The sequence below is a fragment of the Vibrio genomosp. F6 genome (genome assembly GCF_005146325.1).
Taxonomy (GTDB): domain Bacteria; phylum Pseudomonadota; class Gammaproteobacteria; order Enterobacterales; family Vibrionaceae; genus Vibrio; species Vibrio cortegadensis.
Genome location: NZ_SYUT01000010.1, coordinates 101,671 through 118,793, shown reverse-complemented (window position 1 = coordinate 118,793; position 17,123 = coordinate 101,671). Strand labels below are relative to the sequence as shown.

Annotated in this window: 16 protein-coding genes and 1 tRNA gene; 1 reads left to right on the top strand and 16 read right to left on the bottom strand. The window is 41.5% G+C overall.

Annotation, left to right across the window (positions count from 1 at the left end):
- Positions 1–34: 34 nt before the first annotated feature.
- The 4 genes from FCV43_RS01095 to FCV43_RS01080 form a co-directional block, all read right to left on the bottom strand.
- Entirely contained in the window at positions 35–3,181 is a 3,147-nt protein-coding gene (locus tag FCV43_RS01095; RefSeq protein ID WP_136993766.1) for a DUF748 domain-containing protein, read from the bottom strand.
- A gap of 280 nt (positions 3,182–3,461) precedes the next feature.
- A tRNA-Ser gene (locus tag FCV43_RS01090) sits at positions 3,462–3,549 on the bottom strand.
- A 147-nt stretch (positions 3,550–3,696) separates the two neighbouring features.
- Positions 3,697–4,146 carry an L-alanine exporter AlaE gene (locus tag FCV43_RS01085; protein WP_017051986.1) on the bottom strand — a complete coding sequence of 150 codons (450 nt, stop codon included), beginning with the start codon at positions 4,144–4,146 and terminating at the stop codon, positions 3,697–3,699.
- A 245-nt stretch (positions 4,147–4,391) separates the two neighbouring features.
- On the bottom strand, positions 4,392–6,800 hold the full coding sequence (locus FCV43_RS01080) for a hybrid sensor histidine kinase/response regulator (RefSeq protein ID WP_136993765.1): 2,409 nt from the start codon (positions 6,798–6,800) through the stop codon (positions 4,392–4,394).
- Between the two features lie 136 nt (positions 6,801–6,936).
- Here FCV43_RS01080 and FCV43_RS01075 point away from each other — a divergent pair, with 136 nt between their 5' ends.
- Positions 6,937–7,506: a UPF0149 family protein gene (locus FCV43_RS01075; RefSeq protein ID WP_136993764.1), complete on the top strand. Its 570-nt coding sequence runs from the start codon at positions 6,937–6,939 to the stop codon at positions 7,504–7,506.
- A gap of 109 nt (positions 7,507–7,615) precedes the next feature.
- Here FCV43_RS01075 and FCV43_RS01070 read toward each other — a convergent pair whose 3' ends face one another.
- The 12 genes from FCV43_RS01070 to cydB form a co-directional block, all read right to left on the bottom strand.
- On the bottom strand, positions 7,616–8,650 hold the full coding sequence (locus FCV43_RS01070; protein ID WP_136993763.1) for a potassium channel protein: 1,035 nt from the start codon (positions 8,648–8,650) through the stop codon (positions 7,616–7,618).
- A 160-nt stretch (positions 8,651–8,810) separates the two neighbouring features.
- Positions 8,811–9,872: a quinolinate synthase NadA gene (gene nadA / locus FCV43_RS01065; protein WP_017051982.1), complete on the bottom strand. Its 1,062-nt coding sequence runs from the start codon at positions 9,870–9,872 to the stop codon at positions 8,811–8,813.
- A gap of 123 nt (positions 9,873–9,995) precedes the next feature.
- The gene (gene ybgF, locus FCV43_RS01060) at positions 9,996–10,784 is read right to left on the bottom strand and encodes a tol-pal system protein YbgF (protein WP_136993762.1); all 789 of its coding nucleotides are present in this window, start codon (positions 10,782–10,784) and stop codon (positions 9,996–9,998) included.
- Between the two features lie 15 nt (positions 10,785–10,799).
- Positions 10,800–11,339, bottom strand: a complete 540-nt coding sequence (pal, locus tag FCV43_RS01055; RefSeq protein ID WP_136993761.1) for a peptidoglycan-associated lipoprotein Pal — start codon at positions 11,337–11,339, stop codon at positions 10,800–10,802.
- A gap of 32 nt (positions 11,340–11,371) precedes the next feature.
- Positions 11,372–12,724, bottom strand: coding sequence for a Tol-Pal system beta propeller repeat protein TolB (tolB, locus tag FCV43_RS01050; RefSeq protein ID WP_136993760.1), 1,353 nt, complete (start codon positions 12,722–12,724; stop codon positions 11,372–11,374).
- A 12-nt stretch (positions 12,725–12,736) separates the two neighbouring features.
- Complete coding sequence (gene tolA, locus FCV43_RS01045; RefSeq protein WP_136993759.1) at positions 12,737–13,834, bottom strand: cell envelope integrity protein TolA; 1,098 nt, start codon at positions 13,832–13,834, stop codon at positions 12,737–12,739.
- 14 nt (positions 13,835–13,848) lie between these two features.
- Positions 13,849–14,292, bottom strand: coding sequence for an ExbD/TolR family protein (locus tag FCV43_RS01040; RefSeq protein WP_017051977.1), 444 nt, complete (start codon positions 14,290–14,292; stop codon positions 13,849–13,851).
- 3 nt (positions 14,293–14,295) lie between these two features.
- Positions 14,296–14,979, bottom strand: coding sequence for a protein TolQ (gene tolQ / locus FCV43_RS01035; RefSeq protein WP_017051976.1), 684 nt, complete (start codon positions 14,977–14,979; stop codon positions 14,296–14,298).
- A complete protein-coding gene (ybgC, locus tag FCV43_RS01030) occupies positions 14,969–15,379 on the bottom strand; it encodes a tol-pal system-associated acyl-CoA thioesterase (RefSeq protein ID WP_113797461.1) in 411 nt (136 codons plus the stop codon). Before ybgC ends, tolQ begins: the two co-directional genes overlap by 11 nt.
- A 178-nt stretch (positions 15,380–15,557) precedes the next feature.
- Positions 15,558–15,863, bottom strand: coding sequence for a cyd operon protein YbgE (ybgE, locus tag FCV43_RS01025; RefSeq protein ID WP_136993758.1), 306 nt, complete (start codon positions 15,861–15,863; stop codon positions 15,558–15,560).
- The gene (gene cydX, locus FCV43_RS01020; RefSeq protein WP_000270284.1) at positions 15,856–15,963 is read right to left on the bottom strand and encodes a cytochrome bd-I oxidase subunit CydX; all 108 of its coding nucleotides are present in this window, start codon (positions 15,961–15,963) and stop codon (positions 15,856–15,858) included. Before cydX ends, ybgE begins: the two co-directional genes overlap by 8 nt.
- An 11-nt stretch (positions 15,964–15,974) precedes the next feature.
- Positions 15,975–17,111: a cytochrome d ubiquinol oxidase subunit II gene (gene cydB, locus FCV43_RS01015; RefSeq protein WP_017051973.1), complete on the bottom strand. Its 1,137-nt coding sequence runs from the start codon at positions 17,109–17,111 to the stop codon at positions 15,975–15,977.
- Positions 17,112–17,123 lie beyond the last annotated feature (12 nt).

The following is a 17,123-nucleotide window of genomic DNA, read 5'->3' as shown; positions in this document are numbered from 1 at the left end:
TGGATAAGGAGCATTCTATTAATGTTGACCCTAATTAGTTTGAGTCAATCGTGAGCAGCGCTTTATGCTCTTCAGTTTTAAGTTTTGTTTTGCTATCCATGATGAATACGCGGTTTGCTTGCACTTTATTAACCAATAGCGACGTTTTGATTGCTTTTGCTCGCTCCTGAGCCAATTCACCTAACTCTTGGTACGAGACGTCTTGTGCCGAAAGCAGTTGGTTGTATAAACTAATGGAAAGCGCTTTAGATATTTGTTCTGGCTCTGCGACTTTTTCCTGTAAAGTTAGACGCTCTTGAGCAAGATCTATTTTTAACTCTTCAACGGCTAACACTTCTAGTGCTTCTTTCAGCGGCCCAGTATCTGGAATACGGCTCGCACTTAAATCTTCAGGAAGCCTAGCAAGACCACTTTTCTTTAATAGTTTCTGCTGTAACTCGTCTTCTGCTATTTTAGCCGAATCGTCTTTAATAGAGACGGAGCCTTCAACGCTAAGGTTTAGATTCGGCCTTGCATTGAGTGCTTTTGCGAGTAAAACAATTTTCTGTTCACCAGCCTCATTCAGCTCTGAAGTTCCCGGTTCAAATTCGACATAATCGAGCTCTTCATCACTGCCAACCATATCCGCTAATAATGAAAATGGAGCGGTAACCGCTTTCGTGATCAGGTTTTCCAAGACGGTTAAAATTGCACCGCCGAAGCTAAAGTCAGGGCTATTGACATCACCAGAGACTCCAAAACCAAGATCAATAACGCCATCCGTATCTTTCAACAACCCAATCGCAAGCGTGACAGGTAGACTCGTCGCAAGATCAGATTCACTACGTTTACCTAGCGTCAATTGATCCACAACAACGTTATTTTCGCCTTCCAAGATATTGTTTTCTAGACGGTAATTGATATCTATAGATAACTGACCTTTATCAATGTAATACCCCGCATAAAGCCCAGAATATGGACTTACCGATGTCAATTCAGCACTCTCTAATTTGAAATCCAAATCTAGATAAGGAGGCTGTGCCAGAGGGTTTACTTCTCCAAGGATGGTGACCGGTGCGTATTTATCAATTTTGCCTTTGATATCCACTTTCGCACGAGTTTGAGGATTGGATGAAATATGCTGAATACTGCCTTCTAGCATTTCAATTCCTGAAGCGAAGTTCGGAACCAATGAGTAATCGGCAAAAAAGGCAGAGCCATTTATAAACGCAATTTTATCAATATCAAGCGACAAGGTATTTTTATCACTACCTTGTTTTTCCTTAGAAGTAGAGGCTACAACCTGTGGTTCATCCGATTGAGAGGACGTTACTGAGGACGCTTTTTTTCCTTCTGTTTTTTGAGCTTCTGTTTTCTTACTTTCTGCTTCTACGCTCTCTTGTTTTTTCGTTATTTGACCAATATTAGTCAATCGATCTTTCGTTACAAGAACTTTAGCATACGGTTTGTTGAATAAAATAGTATCGATTTTCAACCGTTTTTTCTGCTGGTCAAAATGCAACGCTTCCAGCGACATACTCTCCCACTTAAGCAGAGGTTCTTTTTCAAGCACATCTTTTATGACTAAGTTATCTATTGAGCTTTGCCCTTGAAAAATAGCTTTACCTTTACTGTTGGCACTCAAGGAGCCTTGTGTACTGAGCGTACCGTTATCCACAATAAGGTTGAGATGCGGAGCGATGTAACGTTGAAACTGTGTCAGATCCAGCGATACAAGTTTCATTTGCGCAGCAAACTCTTTATTCATTAAGTCTGCCAAGCCTTCCACGCTGTATTGACCACGAGCTTTGGTCGGCGCCTTGTTAAACTCTGAGCCTATTGCTAAGTCAAGTTTATAATGAATAGGATCGGTTAAATCACTATTTAACGCACCCGTTTCAAAATCTAATGGAAAGATTCGCCAGTGCATATTGTCACTCACAAAACGATCTTCGAGGTTCAAATCTGCTTGTATAAGTGCAAATTTTTCCAGATTCACTCGCCATGCCGCATCTTGAGAAGTATCACTTTCTGAAGGTTCAGACGTAATGACATCCACCTGTTTTTGCTCTCGGTTAGTTGGGGTGAAATAACGAGGTAAATCTAACCCCTTACTATTTAATGCTGCATCCCCCCATAAACCTGTAACCGATAATTCTTCAAGATCTACCTGTTTATCAGCAGTACTTATTTTAATACCATCAAGTGCCAGTTCATCCAATTTCACTTTGGGCTTACCATCATACTCAAACGCTAAATCATCGATAGAAAATCGCCCTTGATTAAGCTGAATATTGATTTGTTCTTGCAATTCACTCACAGAGAAATGTGAGTTGAAGTTAATGGCACCACGACTCAAATTAGCGCTGATGATATTTTCACTTAGCGGCCATAAGGGTGGTAACTGGATCGCAGATACCCCGATGTTGCCTTTTGCGAGTAGCGGCTGAAGTTGAAACTGCCCGTTAGATTCAATACGACTCTTATCGCTTCCAGACAGCTCTAGAACAAATTGGTTTGTCGGTAGAGACGTTGCAGCTGCACTCTTCTGCGGAGCGTCAAAGACTTGGGCCTGAGTATCAAGTTCGTTTAGCTCAAGGTTAATGTCCTGATAGCCAAGCGTTACGCCTGTTTGTCTATCGTGAATGTCGATGGCAGCATTCGATAAGTTGATTGTCAGCGCTTTAAAGGGAAACACTTTTTCAACAGTCTGATTTGATTCTTCCTGCTTGATTTCGGAGGAGGTCTTTTGAGGTAAAGCCGCAATATGCTCAATAATGTCTGTAAAGTTAAACCTTGTCGACGCGCTACTTTGGCTTAATCTCGTCAGTTGAACTTGAGGCTCTATTAGAGAAAAATACTCTAATGTCGGCGTTAAGGTGATAATACTTTGCCAAAAATTAAACTGTGTTTTTAACTGCTTAAAATGAACAAAGCGATTGATTCCATCACTCTCTGCGATCATGAAGTCATTAACTTCAATCCTCAGTAGAAAAGGATTCACTTTAATATCTTGAACGCTAACATCACGCCCGATAAATTGGTGAAGCTGTTTTGGTAATTGAGACTCTATGGCAGCAGGTAAAGCTAAACCTATTAACAGTGCATAAGAAGCATAGGCCGCCACAATATAAGTACCGATTCGAATTGAACGGTGAGCCAACTTAAAACGTTTAATAGCCGCACTAAAGACACTTTTCATACCGTGATTCCTTGCCCTGGTATCCAGATTCTTGTTTATTTTTATGAAGATAGATTATTGCCAATCAGTAGTAACAATATCTGATATCAGTTTGCTCAGCCAGTATTTAAGCCTAATACTCTGACTTAGGTATGCTTTCATCAGATCTCACACAGCATGCTATCAGCAGCTCGCTATGATAATACCAAGCGGATGAGTATAAGAGGTGTTACTGGAGACAGGTTTGCATTTCCTTACCGGCATAAAAAAAGACGCCCTAAGACGTCTTTCTTCAAAAATGTGGCGGTGAGTGAGAGATTCGAACTCTCGGTACGTTGCCGTACACACACTTTCCAGGCGTGCTCCTTCAGCCACTCGGACAACTCACCGTATTTCGTTAACTGCTTGGTCAACGAGGCGTTAATTTAATGATTTAACTCATTTCGGTCAAGTGAAATTGGCGAAAAAAGTCATATTACGCGTTTGTTTGTTCACTAAGTAGCTAATTAGATCAAAATAAAACCAAAGCAAGCAAGTTAAGCCGTTTGGTAATAGCCAGGAACTTTAAACCACTTACGGCACATATCTAAAAAGTAGCCATATAGCACCCCCATACCACAAGAGATGACGGCATTACTTGAAACTGCTGTAATAATTTGATCGGTCGATGCCCCAACTGCAAGCAGAATGCCTGCATATACTGGTGACTGGAAAAGGACATATGCTAATAGATCAGAAACATTCTTCATTAGTTTTGATGTTGATACTTTATAACCACTGCGTATGAACCAATCTCGAAATACTCCATAAGGCCAAGCAATCGCGATATTTACGGGAATAGATAGAACACGAGATGCCAAAGATTGTTCAAAGCTCATTCCTGAGATGAACACTTCGACAATCATTCCCGAAATAAAACAAAATACAACCATTGCAAACGTATCTGCTGCCGCATTACGAAAACAGAATGACCCATTAGCCTTCATTATCATACCCCAACACTTATCACTACTAAATCACAATTAAACCGCAATATAAAACCAGCTTTAAATTACCAGCCAGTTATTTGCGCTATTAAAACACATATTTTGCAGTGATAAACATCAAAGTAAGAACGAGAGGGTAAATTAATAACTAATTAAGATAATAAAAGCAGCTTATAACACTGCTTTTTGGACAACTGCTCAATAACTAGTCAAATGGCGAGTATTATCAGTAAGTAAATTACATTTTAGTTATTTATAAGAAGTAAGGTTAACTGGTCGAGATCACTTTGCTTCGGTACGGCATTAAGTTGCAATGATGACTCTATGTTTTGAAGCAAAATGGCAAGATCGGGAGATATTGGCCTTGAGCATAAATGTTTAAGCTGATCCAATGTCGCGCTTGCTTGAGAAATATTCAAATTTTCAAGCTCAATAAAGAACTGAACAAGAAGTTCTTCTACATTTTTGACGGCTGTTGACTCAGTTTGATACTGATATAATTTTCTAGCGTAACGATACAACGCGTCATCCAGTTCACGTTCATCTATCGGTTTTGCAATAATATAATCAGCGCCAACCCCTAGCATCCTCTCACGAGTTTCACGAAACACGTCAGCTGTACATCCAAAGATCAGAACCGTGCCCGTAGGGGGGCTAAGTGATCGAATACCAGAGATCGACTCAACACCATCCATCACTGGCATATGATTATCCATCAAAATTAAATCAAACTTCTGCTCCGCAACGATTTGAAGAGCTTCTTCTCCGTTTCCAACACATACGCATTCAAACCCTTTATTTTTCATGAAGGTTTCAATAATGATGGTATTAGTACGATTATCTTCCACAATCAATACTCTCAGCCCTGAGTAATTTAACTTCCGTTGTAGCTGGGTTTGTTTTGAGCCTGGTTTACATGAAGCAATCTTCACTTTCACTTCAAAGCTAGTACCGATTTCTTCCTCACTAATAACCGATACCCCACCGCCCATAAGCTCCGCGATCCGTTTAACAATCGTAAGGCCAAGCCCTGTTCCGCCAAAACGACGTGTTGTACTGGATTCAGCTTGTTCGAATGGATTAAAGATTCGTTTCTGCGCCTCTTTCGAGATTCCGATCCCTGTATCTTTAACTCTTATCGATAAAAACTCGCTTCCATCTTCTTCATATTCTTTTAAATACACCTCAACAAAACCACGAGACGTAAACTTCACCGCGTTATTAAGAAGGTTAAATAATATTTGCCGTAAACGCGCTTTATCCGAGTAATACCAACGTCCAGCAGGAATCTCAGAGTAGACTTTAAATTGAAGCCCTTTTTCAGTGCATAATGTGTGATAGACACTATTAATGCTGCCGACAATTGAGTCGATTGGGAATCCGCTTCGATCTAGTTCAAGATGACCTTGTTCAATTTTAGAAAAATCTAAAATCTCATTGAGTAGCGTCATCATGTGTTCACCAGAGTCATAAAGAGTTCTTAAATATTTTTCTTGAGCCTCTGTAAGCTCAGTTTTAAGTAGAATTTGAGCCGTTCCTAGCACCCCATTCATTGGCGTGCGGATTTCATGAGATAAGGTTGCCAAAAACAGGGATTTAGCTTCAGTCGATGCTTGGGCTTTGATTTTCTCTTCTTCTAAATAAACCGTTTTCTCATTAAAAGCGTCAACCAAGTGCCGTATTTCATCCCTGCTCGAGTAAGCAATTTCAATGATCCCACCCTGCTTCGATTCGTCCACTTTTCTGGCGATGACGGTTATTGGATTAATTAAATACCGATTAAGAAGATAATAGCCAGCCATGACACAAATAAGCAGTAATGGCACGATACCTAATTCGATATTCATCACTTGCTCGAATACTTCATCGGACACTAATCGTTTAGAGTTAACCACTTCAATTTGCCAATCAAAAGCACCGAATGTATAGCGACTGATGTATATATTATCGACAACCTGAAAATTGTGTTCGGTTAATACTTTTCCATAATTATCACGCAACACCACGCCAAGATCGTACTGTTCAGCATGCTTTTTGACAAAATCAATCAAACCAGCCAAAGACAAATCAACGGTTGCGACGCCTGCAAATTGCCCGTTTAAGTAGTAAGGCGTAGACGCGGTGATCATTTGTATGTGTGTATAGGGATCGATATATACATCAGACCACGAGATAGTTTTTTCTGGTCGTCCAGCCACTTCGGTGTACCATGACTCCTTATGATAACCTGCCGCTTCTGGGTTATTCCAAGAGACTATCTGATCGATCTCACCAGTATTGTTTCTGTTGTAAAACAAGCTTGAATAAGGGGTGTTGCGATCAATGCTGTAAGGCTGCGGCCAAATGCCACCACTCACTACAATGTTATCGCTTAATAAAAAGATGGACCGAAAAACCTCGTCGAGCTTTTCTTGGGTTTGATCAGTTTGCACAATGCCGACTATTGAGAATAGAACCCCTAAAGAGCTATTGAGTGGTTCATTGATTTGTGCGGAAAGTAATTCTGAGCGCAAGTCTAAATTGCGGACAAGTTTATCCCTTACTGGCGGCTCTACCACCCAGTAGGTTACGCTGCCAATAATTGCAATGAAAAAGCAAAGGTAAAGACCCAGTGCTATGATGCTTTTTTTCTTAAGTGACGAACGTATATCCATATTTCTTCGATACTTTTCAATTATTCATTAAAATTTATAGTGATTAACTCAGCACATCAAGTCTTTTTCCCTTTGCTATTGCTTGGTAAGATAGCCACTTCATTCTACACCCTCTTAACTGATACGGTATTCTATTTTGACATTACAAGAAATTCTGTCTTTACCAGAACTCGAAGATAAATTAATTAATGAAGCGAAAACATATGGATTCGTGACGGCAATGGCAGCCGCTCCGAACGTCTTAACACCGCACGAATGGCTTTCGTTTCTATGGGGGGGGGAAGAAACCGCTCCTTTTTCTGATGGTGAGCAGCTAGAAACTTACGTTGAAAGAGTCATTGAACTATGGAATAGCTTCCGCCCTGCACTTCTTGAAGGTGAATGGGTTTGGCCTACCATTTGCCAGCTTGATGAAGAAGAGATTGTGAATGAAGCCACACGAGATTTTTGTGAAGGCGTCCTTCAAGGCTGGCAACTTAGTCGTGATGACTGGGAGACGTTAATGCCAGAAGAGAGCGAAGATAACGCCTTACTCGGTGGAGTGCTGCTCTCTTTAAGTATGCTTTACGATCCAGAGACATCAATCACGGCCTTAAAAGAACAAGGCATTGAAGGACTTGAGCAGTTTGAAGAGATATTTAATGCGATGCCAATTATGCTATGCGGTCTAACCCAAAAAGGCGTTGCATTAGCTGAGAATCAATAAGCTCGATAAAACGATCTCATTAAAGTAAACATACCGTTATTAGAATAAACAAAGGCCAGTATTCATTGGCCTTTGTTTATTATTCATCGACAGAAGCTTTCATTTATATCTAATTGAGCTTATTCCAATCAAAGTGCTCAAGCCTTTCATCAGCAATATAAAAAATCTTCGTCCCAGGTTTAACTACCGTTTTTAACTCAGGGTTAAGTTCAATCCCCTCGCCTGCATCTATTGCAATCAGTGTTGCCTGATGCTCGGATTTGAACATATGAAAAATAGGCTCAATCAGTGTTTCATCTTTGTCCATAGGAAAGATAGTTGAGTACTGTGTCATTCCTCTTGTTGAACTTAATAACTCTTGATGCAGTGCACTTGAACCCGGATCAACGGCCGCTTTTGCTAACATTTCAGTGTCGATCGCAGGAATACATTCCGAATTAGGACAATGTTGGTGCAATAAGCGGCTTAATGCTTCGTCTTTGAAGTAGACAAGTAAATGCGCGGTAGGGTTGATGTTTGAGCAGTACAGTGCAGCTGAAAGCGTAATATCATCTTCGGGGTTGTCAATTAAGATACAGCTTGCTTCTGCTATCTGCGCATTCTCCATCTCTTGGCTATCTGTGTAGCTCGTTACTTTTACAAACCCAATCTCACCTGGTAACGGATTTTCGATATCTGAGCGACTGCATAGTACGATGGGTCTGCGTCCTGTCTCTTCATGTTGAAGCATTCTTATTAAGTGAATGGTTCGCTGCCCATTCCAGCCCAGCAATAAAATATGGTTTTCAACATTCATTTTTCTTTTCCCTAATAGACCAGCGCGCCAATACTCAATACCAACGCTAGCAAATTGCCCAAGTAATGCCGCAAATAATGTTAAGCCACCTGGAATAACAAACAGCATCACAGCCCACTTTCCAGCATTGGTTTCCGGTGACATATCGCCATAGCCAACCGTTGAAGCCGTCACGGCTAAATAATAAATGAAGTCAGTAAAAGAAGCGGTTAATGCGCTTTCTCCTGTCACTCTTAACAAACACCAGCTCACGCCTAGATAAACGACAAAGGCAATCAACAAGTTTCGTCCATTGAGTTCAAACAGGTTAGCATGAGCCCAACGTTTGAACTGCAACCAAATCATCATCTACTGCCTACCTTATTAATACACTTGTTAACATTCATCATGCGTTAAAACTTTTGATTAATCAACGTTATATAGGATTTTCAATATCACGTTTTCTCGCCCACAAAAAAGCCAGCATTAAAGCTGGCTTTATATAAATATAGTATAAAAAGCGTCCGCGCTATGCGTTGCCCTTCACTTTTAAATTAAGCTGTTCTGCAAAATCCAGCATACGATTTAATGGAATCAACGATTTCACTCTAAGTTCTTCACTTACGAAGATCTCATGCTGCTCACCGCCTTCTGTCAGTGCCTGCTCAATCGCTTTCAATCCATTCATTGCCATCCACGGACAATGAGCACAGCTACGACATGTTGCACCTGCACCTGCAGTTGGCGCTTCAATTAGCTCTTTCTCTGGCACAAGTTGCTGCATCTTGAAAAAGATACCTTTATCCGTCGCCACGATCATTTTTTGTTGAGGAAGCTCTTTCGCCGCCTTTATCAGTTGGCTTGTAGAACCCACAGCATCTGCAAGCTCAACCACGCTAGCTGGAGATTCAGGGTGAACAAGAATGGCAGCTTCAGGGTAGACCGCTTTCATATCCTTCAATGCTTTAGCAGAAAACTCGTCGTGAACCACACACTCACCTTGCCATAACAGCATGTCGGCGCCGGTTTGATTCGCGATGTAAGAGCCTAAGTGACGATCAGGCCCCCAAATAATTGGTTTATCTTCCGCGTCTAAATGCTCAACAATTTCTAATGCGATGCTGGATGTAACTACCCAGTCCGCTCTCGCTTTCACAGCAGCAGAAGTATTCGCATAGACAACAACGATATGATCGGGGTGAGCGTCACAGAATTCTGTAAACTTGTCTGCTGGGCAACCTAAATCTAGTGAGCATTCTGCTTCTAAGGTTGGCATGAGGATTCGTTTTTCTGGGGTCAATATTTTTGCAGACTCACCCATAAAACGAACACCAGCAATGATCAATGTACTTGCCGAATGACGATTACCGAACTTGGCCATTTCAAGAGAATCACCGACAAAACCGCCAGTTTCTTCCGCTAGTGCCTGAATTTCAGGATCGGTATAATAGTGGGCAATTAAAACCGCGTCTTTTTCTTTGAGAAGCGTTTTAATTCTCGAAATATGCAACTGCTTCTCTTCAAGAGTAAGCGGCATCGGTTTCGGAGGGAAAGGGTATACAGTGTCGATGGTGTCCAGTATGTGGCTCATTGTTTTGCTCTAGCAACTTCCAATAATCCAAATAGTATAACCTTGACTAGGTTTTGAATCAAAAAGGATTCAAAAACAAAAAAGGCTGCCTCAGCAACCTTGTTTTGTATATGGGTAGCAAACCTATAAATGCGTAGCAGCCACTTTAGCTGAAGCACTTCCAGGATATTCACTAATGACTTGCTGATAGTACTTTTTCGCTTGGTCGGAGTTATTATTTCTCGCTGAAATATCTCCCAACTTAACTAATGCATCCGCTCGCTTACTTGACTCTTTGTAAGAAACCACGGCTGCAAAACTTTTCACTGCGTCTTTATCTTGCTTCTTCGCAAAGTACAATTGGCCTAGCCAATAATGTGCATTAGAAGCAAAGGCAGAGTCAGGGAAATCGACTTGGAACTGCTTAAATGCAGTAATTGCACCGGTGTAGTCTCGTTGCTTTAGGATCAAGTCAACCGCATTCTGGTACGCGGTTTGCTCATCAACATCAGAGCTGAAAGTTCCACCTGTTACGGTGCTGTCTTTAGCATCCACTTTCGGCGCTTGGACAGAGCTATTTTTCACTTCACCACGGATACGATCTAACTCAATGAATAGTTCGCGCTGGCGTTCTAACATCTGTTTCATATCGTAGCTGTTTCGTTCTAGTTCGCCTCTTAATTCACTGATCTCAAGTAACATTCCATCCATTTGTTGTTGCATTTGCAGTTGAACTCGATTGCGATTTTTCAGCAAGCGTTCCAAACGTTGGATATCAGTTTCAGATGAATTTGACGCAGAAATACTAGAAGACGTAGCAGAATTCGAAGAGGTACTGTTTAGGTCAGATACTGGAGCTGGTGCAGCGAACGCAAAGTTCGCTGCACTTGCCAGTAACGTAAGCGTAACAGCACGCTTAGTGTTACTGAACATGAGGCAATTCCTCGATTAGTATACTAGAACTGCGCGGCGGTTCTTAGCGTATACGTCAGCAGACTGGCCAAGAAGAAGTGGCTTCTCTTCACCGTAGCTTACAATACTAATTTGGTCAGCTTGAACACCTAGAGCTTGAAGGTATTTACCAACAGCTGCGGCACGGCGTTCACCAAGTGCGATGTTGTACTCAGGAGTACCACGCTCATCAGCATGGCCTTCAATAGTCACTTGTAGTGATGCGTTTTTGCTTAAGTAAGCGGCATGAGCAGCTAACATATCTTCGTAATCACCAGCAATTGTTGAGTTATCAAATGCAAAGTAGATAGTTTGAGTTTCACGAAGAGCTTGTTCTTTTAGCTCTTGCTCAGAAAGTGCTGCGTTCTCACCGATTGGAGAAACAACTGTTGTATCCACACCATTTGAAGAACCCGCTGTAGATTGGTTAGTCTCAGTGCCAGATGTTGAAGTTGCATCATCGCTTGAGCTACATGCTGTTACTGCTAATACAGGAAGAGCAATAAGTAACCCTTTAAGAACTTTGTTTAGTTGCATTTTTTATTTCCTTACTTTATCAAACTGAGTCGCTACAAAAACGGGGACCATGAGGGCGCTCTTACACGTCCATTTGTTGCCGGTAATCTAGCTTTGAATCGACCATCTATAGAAACCATGGATAATACATTGGTCTTGTTATAAATGGAGCTATAAATGACCATTCCGCCATTTGGGGCAATACTTGGTGATTCATCCAAGAGTGTTTTGGTTAACACTTGAACGGCACCAGTCTCCAAATCTTGTTTTGCCAAATTGAAACCAGAATTACTGCGATTCACCATAATGAGGAATCGTCCATCTGGCGTTATTTGGCCGCCTAAATTCTGGCTACCTTGCCAAGTCAAACGGTTAGTCGAACCATTTGCCAAATTTACTCTATAAATCTGAGGTTTACCACCCCGATCCGATGTGAAAACTAAGGATTTTCCATCAGGATGCCAAAACGGTTCTGTATTATTTGATCTACCGCTCGTTATTTGAGTCAATTTACGTGTTGCTAAATCCAATGTATAAACTTGCAAGCTGCCCGTTTTAGATAAGACAATAGCCAATGTCTTGCCATCAGGTGAAAATTTTGGCGCACCATTGTGTCGAGGGTATGACGTTACTTTTTCCGTCTTTCCGGTATAAATGTCCATGATGAAAACTTCAGCTTGTCCATTTTGAAAACTTACATACGCAAGCTGTCGACCATCAGGAGACCAAGCGGGAGACATTAACGGCTGCTTAGAACGCAACACAAGTTTTTCATCGTAACCATCGTAATCGGCTACGCGTAATTGGTAGGGGTATTTATCTTTATCATTCACGACGACATAAGAGATACGAGTTAGAAATGCGCCTCTCTCACCCGTTAACTCTTCATAAACTAAATCAGAAATACGGTGAGCATATTCACGCATTCTCTTGCCATCAATGACCGCTCTTTTGCTAAATAGGACATGGTCTTTTGACAATACAAGCTGTCCATCAGTACTCAGAGCTTTGCTTTGTCCTTGAGTTAACTGCCCACGAACCACATCAACTAATTGGTAATTGATGACAAATTTGCCCTCTGCATTTTGAGTAACAGAACCGGTAAGCAGTGAATCAACGCCTAAACTTGTCCAAGCATCAAAATCGACCTCACCCTCGTTGTAGGGAGTTTGAGGCATTTTGCTGATTTTTATCGGACTAAATTTACCACTACGTTGTAAATCTGAAGCCACAATGGCAGACACATCGTGTGGTAATGGTTTCGTACCGTCCCATTTAAAAGGAACGATCGCAATTGGTCGCGCAGAATTTATTCCGTCCGTAATCACCAATTCTAGAGCGGCATTCGCAAGTTGAACACTACTCGAAATAACCAACAGGCACCCAATGATCAGTCGTTTAAACACAAGTTATTCCTTTTACTCTGGTACTACGGTTAAATTAATATTTTTAAGCTTTTCCACTACACTCAAATCTTTTGGCAATGGAAAAGAACGAACTTGAGCTACGGCTCTTTTAGTTGCTGCGCATAACCTAGTATCACCACCAATAATCGACAAATTACTCAACATAGCATCAGCACCCGTTGGGATTAGTCTTAAGTTGACTTTACAAGACTTTCCTTTATAGCTGTCTTCTAGTAACAAATTTTGTTGGATCAATTGAGTGTAAATTGCACCGTAACGATCAGTTTCAGAAGTGATGAACTGCTGCTTTGCAGAATTATTTTGTGACGCTTCATCTTCAAGGCCAGAAAAGATATTGTTCATCGCCTCTTCTTGCTGCTTGCGTTCTTTTTCCAACTGCTTTAATCGAGCTTGCTCTTTCTTAGCCAAGTCTGCTGCTTTCTTTGCCGCTTTCTCTTTTGCAATACGATCCGCTTCCGCTTTTTTTGCTGCTTCTTTTGCTCGTCGCGCTTTTTCTTTCGCAGCTTCTGCGGCTTTCTCTTTCTCTATACGTTGTTTTTCCGCTCTGGCAATGGCGGCCTCTTTTGCTACTCGTTCTTTCTCAGCCTGTGCAATCGCGGCTTGTTTCGCTACGCGTTTTTGCTCTGCTTTCTTGAGTTCTATCTCTTTCAGCTTACGAGCTTCTTCCGCTTTTTTTGCCTTTTGCTGCTCTTTCTTAACACGCTCTTCTTCCGCTTTGCGTTTTTTCTCCGCTGCGCGTGTCGCTTTAGCTTCACGAGCTTGTTGTTCTTTGAGTTTACGTATCGACTCTTCTTCTGCTTTTCGATTTTTCTCTAGGCGTTCGCTTTCGCGTCTTAATTTTTCAAGTCTATCTTGTTCTTTGTTAGCCGCACTTTCGCGTTGCTTTCTAATTTCACGAGCTTGCTTACGCACGAGTTGCGGATCGATAACTACAGCCTGAACCATCTGTCCTGAAACTTCAGGTTTCGACATGGTAAAATCTGTTCCCCACAGCAGACCCACAACCAATATGGCATGTAAGCCTAAAGAAATGGCCACTGGTCCGCCGTAGCTACCTCGACTGTTATTTTTTTTATTGTTTTCTTTCATGCTAATACGGAAACTTATCCCTTTATGTCCGTTAATAACCCAACTTTAGGCACACCCGCTTGGCTTAATTCATCAAGGACTAATACAACGTCAGAGTATGGCGTCGCAGCGTCCCCACCAACAGCAACAGGTGACTCAGGGTTTATCGATAATTCAGCTTTCACGCGTACAATAACGTCCGTTAATGACAAGCCTCGCTGCACATCTTCATTATTAACGCTTAAGCCCAAATTACCCTCTTTGTCTATTTCGACAATAATGAAACTTGACGCTTTATCACCTAATAACTCAGGTGCTGATTTCGCACTTGAGGCAGTTGGTAGCTCTACATCAACCCCTTGTGTAACAAAAGGGGATGTCACCATAAAAATGATGAGCAGGACTAACATGACATCAATATAAGGAACAACATTAATCTCAGCAGTCATTTTACGCTTTTTGCGTTGATAACCCGCCATCAATTACTCCCTTCCCGCCATTGCTTGACGGTGAAGAATGCTATGAAACTCTTCAGAGAATGTCGCGTAGTTATGTTCTAACTTACTGACTTTGTTACTTAATCTGTTGTAAGCCATTACCGCAGGGATAGCGGCAAATAAGCCCATTGCGGTTGCAACTAGAGCTTCTGCAATACCCGGAGCAACCATCGCAAGAGTTGCCTGTTTAACTTCACCAAGGGCGATAAAGGCATGCATGATCCCCCAAACGGTTCCAAATAGACCAATGTAAGGACTAATCGAACCTACCGTAGCAAGAAAAGGTAAATTAGTTTCAAGTTCATCGACTTCACGTGCAACAGAGACGCGCATGGCTCGGCCTGTCCCTTCCATAATAAAGTCAGGAGAGGCTGCATTACTCTTACGTAACCGAGCAAACTCGGTAAAACCTGAATAAAAAATCTCTTCCGTCCCCGTAATATCATCCTTACGCTTTTTTACGTCTTGATATAGCTGGGATAAGTCCGCACCCGACCAAAATTTATCTTCAAAGGTTTCGGTATTTTTCGCGGCAGCAGCAAGTACTTTGCTACGTTTAATGATCATCGCCCAGGAAGCGACAGACATTCCCATTAAAATTAACATTACGATCTTAACTAGGATGCTAGCTTGCAAAAAGAGATCGAGAATAGAAATATCAGCATTCACTGTCGGTAAACTCCAAAATAATTGATTTAGGCATCGCCTTGGGTTTCATTTTCATATTATCGATACATGCTACCTTAACTATGGCTTTACACAATATGTCGCCATCAGGATTGACGATCTCTTGACAGAAGATCAATGAAGCTCGTTTCATTTCAGTTAAATAAGAGACAACAGTAAGCTTGTCATCTAACTTGGCTCCTTGTAAGAAATCTATATCGATATGTCGGACTACAAAGCCGATGTTTTGTTCCAATAATACTTGCTGACTAATTCCTTTTGCTCGCAGCATCTCAGTTCGTGCGCGTTCAAAGAATTTCAGATAGTTTGAATGATAAACCACACCACCAGCATCGGTGTCTTCATAGTAAATCGTCACTGGCCAGTTAAATGTTTCTGCCATATTGATTAAATTAAAACCATCGTTAGCTTAAGTAAGCAAATACTATAACCCATCAATTACTGATTAGTATAAAAGTCACAGCTTTTTTTGAATTGAGTATAAAAAAATAGAGGCCATCTGATTAAGATAGCCTCTATTCGAATAAAAAACATTCAACTCATTGTTCCAGCATGTAATATCACGATGCCAAACGAATCACTGTTAAATAGAGCAATATGGATAGAGAGAAGTAAGGGCTAAACAATAACTGCCAATACCAAGCTCTTGGTTTAAAACCAATCCCAAAAATCATACTTGAGCATATTGCCCAAATGAGTAACGGACTGATGATTGCGTTAAAACCACCAATGCTTTGCCCGTATGTATCAGGATCCCACATAACCAAACCTACATGCATGAAGCCCAAAATCAATGCTAATGCTCTTAGCACAGTTTTATTCATGGGCGCATGTAAGCGGGTCACTTGCTCTGTGAGATTACTCACTGTCTTTATCCATCATTTCTGAGTGCTCTAACCAAAGAGCATTGATGATCCCAAAGGCACATGCCAGTAACACACCTAGGATCCATGCGAAATACCACATAGTAATGCTCCTTAATAAGCCGATGTACTGTTGTCTTCGATAAATTTCTTATCAAGACGACCAAACATTTTGTAATAAGTCCAAGTTGTGTATGCCAAAATGATTGGCACCATCACGAACGCAACACCTGTCATCAGGTTTAATGTCAGTTCACTTGAAGTCGCATCCCACATCGTTAAGCTGTGGCTAGGAACTAGGCTTGATGGCATAACAAATGGGAACATTGCTAAACCAGCCGTAAATACAACACCAGCATTCGTTAAGCTTGATGCGATAAAGGCAATGGCACCTTTCTCAAAGCGAGACGCGATGACTGCAATCAACGGCATGACTACGCCAAGCGCTGGTGCAATCCACATTAATGGGTATTTTTCAAAGTTCGCCATCCAAGCACCCGCTTCTCTAACCACTTCTTTGTTGATTGGGTTAGACGGAGCGGCATGATCTAGCGCACTAACAATCACATAACCATCAATGCTTTGAATCCAAAAACCTGCTGCTACAAATGCAACTGCAATCACAAGACCCATTACCTGAGCAATAGTACGTGAACGCGTATGTACTTCATCAACGGTTTTCATCTGTAACCATGTCGCGCCTTGCAGCAAGAACATAGACAAGCTAATAACACCGCAAAGTAAAGCAAATGGATTCAATAAACCAAAGAATGAACCATGGTAAGTTGGCATCATGAAGTCACTCAGTTGGAAAGGCACGCCTTGCAACAAGTTACCAAAAGCGACACCAAAGATAACTGGTGGGATCACGCCACTCGCACAAATTGCGCCATCCCAAGCTTTACGCCATCTAGGATCTTCAATTTTAGAGCGGTAATCCAAACCAAGTGGGCGTAGCCATAGAGCGGCTAACGCTACAATCATTGCAAAGTAGAAGCCAGAGAATGATGTTGCGTACACTAATGGCCAAGCTGCAAATAAAGCACCACCAGCAGTAATTAACCAAACTTGGTTACCATCCCAGTGTGGAGCGATAGTATTAATCATCACTCGACGCTCTGTATCGTTTTTACCGATTACTGTAACCAAGGCACCCACACCTAAGTCAAAGCCATCCGTTACGGCGAAACCAACCAGTAATACACCAATTAGTATCCACCAAATAAGTCGTAAGATTTCGTAATCAAACATAATTGTGCTTCC

What these genes read in the sequence shown, in the direction of transcription:
- FCV43_RS01095 (WP_136993766.1), bottom strand. Translation starts at nt 3,181, where the DNA reads ATGAAAAGTGTCTTTAGTGCGGCTATTAAACGTTTTAAGTTGGCTCAC.
- FCV43_RS01085 (WP_017051986.1), bottom strand. Translation starts at nt 4,146, where the DNA reads ATGAAGGCTAATGGGTCATTCTGTTTTCGTAATGCGGCAGCAGATACG.
- FCV43_RS01080 (WP_136993765.1), bottom strand. Translation starts at nt 6,800, where the DNA reads ATGGATATACGTTCGTCACTTAAGAAAAAAAGCATCATAGCACTGGGT.
- FCV43_RS01070 (WP_136993763.1), bottom strand. Translation starts at nt 8,650, where the DNA reads ATGATGATTTGGTTGCAGTTCAAACGTTGGGCTCATGCTAACCTGTTT.
- nadA (WP_017051982.1), bottom strand. Translation starts at nt 9,872, where the DNA reads ATGAGCCACATACTGGACACCATCGACACTGTATACCCTTTCCCTCCG.
- ybgF (WP_136993762.1), bottom strand. Translation starts at nt 10,784, where the DNA reads ATGTTCAGTAACACTAAGCGTGCTGTTACGCTTACGTTACTGGCAAGT.
- pal (WP_136993761.1), bottom strand. Translation starts at nt 11,339, where the DNA reads ATGCAACTAAACAAAGTTCTTAAAGGGTTACTTATTGCTCTTCCTGTA.
- tolA (WP_136993759.1), bottom strand. Translation starts at nt 13,834, where the DNA reads ATGAAAGAAAACAATAAAAAAAATAACAGTCGAGGTAGCTACGGCGGA.
- FCV43_RS01040 (WP_017051977.1), bottom strand. Translation starts at nt 14,292, where the DNA reads ATGGCGGGTTATCAACGCAAAAAGCGTAAAATGACTGCTGAGATTAAT.
- ybgC (WP_113797461.1), bottom strand. Translation starts at nt 15,379, where the DNA reads ATGGCAGAAACATTTAACTGGCCAGTGACGATTTACTATGAAGACACC.
- cydX (WP_000270284.1), bottom strand. Translation starts at nt 15,963, where the DNA reads ATGTGGTATTTCGCATGGATCCTAGGTGTGTTACTGGCATGTGCCTTT.
- cydB (WP_017051973.1), bottom strand. Translation starts at nt 17,111, where the DNA reads ATGTTTGATTACGAAATCTTACGACTTATTTGGTGGATACTAATTGGT.